Source organism: Mesobacillus sp. (assembly GCF_049588175.1).
Classification (GTDB): domain Bacteria; phylum Bacillota; class Bacilli; order Bacillales; family Cytobacillaceae; genus Mesobacillus.
Genome location: NZ_JBAVFI010000071.1, coordinates 1 through 2,320 on the forward strand (window position 1 = coordinate 1; position 2,320 = coordinate 2,320).

The 2,320-nt window shown below is 36.6% G+C and carries 3 protein-coding genes; 1 reads left to right on the forward strand and 2 read right to left on the reverse strand.

The window, feature by feature from the left end:
* Positions 1–201: 201 nt before the first annotated feature.
* Positions 202–993, reverse strand: a complete 792-nt coding sequence (locus WB217_RS01610; protein WP_423990034.1) for a nucleotidyltransferase domain-containing protein — start codon at positions 991–993, stop codon at positions 202–204.
* Between the two features lie 119 nt (positions 994–1,112).
* On the opposite strand from WB217_RS01610, the gene WB217_RS01615 reads away from it, so the two are divergent.
* A complete protein-coding gene (locus tag WB217_RS01615; RefSeq protein ID WP_423990036.1) occupies positions 1,113–1,307 on the forward strand; it encodes a CsbD family protein in 195 nt (64 codons plus the stop codon).
* Positions 1,308–1,507: 200 nt separating this feature from the next.
* Here the strand turns inward: WB217_RS01615 and pssA are convergent, their stop codons facing one another.
* Positions 1,508–2,203: a CDP-diacylglycerol--serine O-phosphatidyltransferase gene (gene pssA / locus WB217_RS01620; protein ID WP_423990038.1), complete on the reverse strand. Its 696-nt coding sequence runs from the start codon at positions 2,201–2,203 to the stop codon at positions 1,508–1,510.
* Positions 2,204–2,320 lie beyond the last annotated feature (117 nt).

Here is a 2,320-nt window from a genome sequence, read left to right on the forward strand (position 1 = left end):
ACATCGGACGACGCTGTAAAATTTGCTGCGTCTGAAGGAGAATATGTCCGTGCGAAAACCGATGGTGAAAGAAGCCTTGTTTTCTATGGTTCTGATTCGCGAAAAAGAATCATGTGATTGTTTAGCAAAAGCTATGTGAAAAGTGCATAGTGATTTCAGCACCATGGGCTAGCTTTCCGCAGGCGGAACCTTGAAGATAATTTAGGACCAAACTTCTTCTAATGTTTCCCTGAATAATTGATTAAGTGTGTTAGTTGGATCAGGTTGACTCTTTGAAAGCTGCTTAGCATATGATTCAAGGAAATCTATTTCTTTAACGATAAAATCATCAATGATGGTTAAGTCTATATCATTGAGGAGTGGTTCTCCCACTTGCTTGGCTGATAAAAGTTTTAATGCAGCCTTCTTTACTTGTCCTGGAGAAAGTATTTGTATTAGCTTCTGGAATTCGACAGGTGGCACAGAACCATACTTTACTATCCATTGGCCAGTCAGGATGGATCGAAGTATGTACAGATATAGTTTAATATTTCCCTCCTTCTTAGCAAGAACCACGTCAAAATTTCTCTTCGCTATGTTAATGTGATGGATGATAAAGGACTTTGAAGAAAAGATATTTCCCGTCATTGCTTTCATTTTTTCAATTGTTGAATATTGCTGTAAATAAATTTCATTGGATTGAAGCCATTCTATTAAGCTTGGGTTTGATTTTCTGAAGAGCCTTAATGTTTTTGTCAGCTCCCATCCGCTCATATCCAATAGAGGGTTTATTTCAATAGACAAGGTATCTTGCTTCGGTAATTCAAGCACATCTTTTTTTTGATCTATCGATAAATACCAATTTAGCTTGTGAACATAAATAAACCTGATATCGTAATCACTTTCCTGATCGGCGAAGCCCAAGGCACGGCTGCCGGCATCGCAAGCAAAAAGAATTTGTACATCGTATTCGAGCTCTATCCTTTTTAAAACCTCTCTTATTTGCTGTTTCACCTTGCTTCCTCCCCATCAAAAATATAGTTTATTCACCTAGAATTTAATATTTAATATTTAGTTTGCCTTCATTTCTGGAGGGTATAAATGAATATACACATTTTAAAGGAGGCAAAATCATGAATAACGATCAATCTAAAGGTGCTTTTGACCAAGTCAAAGGAGAAGCTAAAAAGCAATTTGGCAAACTGACTGACAATGAATCAATGGAAGCAGAAGGCCGACTAGATAAAGGTAAAGGAAAACTGCAAGAAACAGCTGGAAATGTGAAAGAAGACATTTCTCGGGCTTTCAATAACAATTCAAGAGATTAATCTTCATATTAAAAGCCTTTGCTATCAAGCAAAGGCTTTTTCTTGTTTCTTATATTTAACTTTTTTTAATTTTGGCTCTGTTATACAAGGCTGTTGATTTTCGCTCCAGGCGCTTCGCCTTCCACTACAATCAACAGGTTTTAAAAAACAATTGGGCTTTAACAGAGCCTTAATTTTAAATAGAGTTTAGCCATTCTTCACTAATCTATATTCGATTTATTCTTCCCTTTTACAAAACGGTATGCCAGATAAGCTATATAAAGCGGTGTTGCTATATAGATCAGATAAGGGAATTGACCATATGTTCCCTTCCAAATTACGAATAGCATAGAACCGAGGAAAAAGGTTACAATCGTTCCGTATTTAGGAAGCGGTACTTCTTTGAAACTTGGAATTCTTATTCTGCTTACCATCAAAAATCCTAACGCTGTAAAAACCACTGTCGTTACTATGTTCGGAATTAAATCCCCAAATAACGTAAGAATCGCTAGAATTCCACCTGCAGCAGTGATCGGTACACCAATAAAGTAGTTAAGTGAAGATTTATCCGTACTGATATTGAATCTTGCTAGTCGGTATGCTCCAAATAAAGGGAAAAGTCCCGCAACAAGTGTACCTAAAATTCCAAACTGATGAAAGTATGTATAATAAACTAAAAATGATGGTGCTACGCCAAAGGTGACGATGTCAGCAAGTGAATCTAACTCTTTCCCGAGCTGGCTGTCTGCTTTCAACATTCTGGCAAGTCTGCCATCCATACTGTCAAGCATCATGCCAATCAAGATTAAAATAGCTGCGTTATTAAATTGGCCGTTGGCCGCAAATCCTATTGAAAGAAAACCACAATATAGATTTCCTAACGTAAACATATTTGGAATCATCTTTGTAAACCGCATAAGTTGTCCTCGCTCTCCGAAATCATTTTTCTTTTCCTATTTTTACCCCAGCATGGCATAAATCATGTTTATTTACTATAATTATCGCCAAAAATATAGGTGAACTATATCATTATA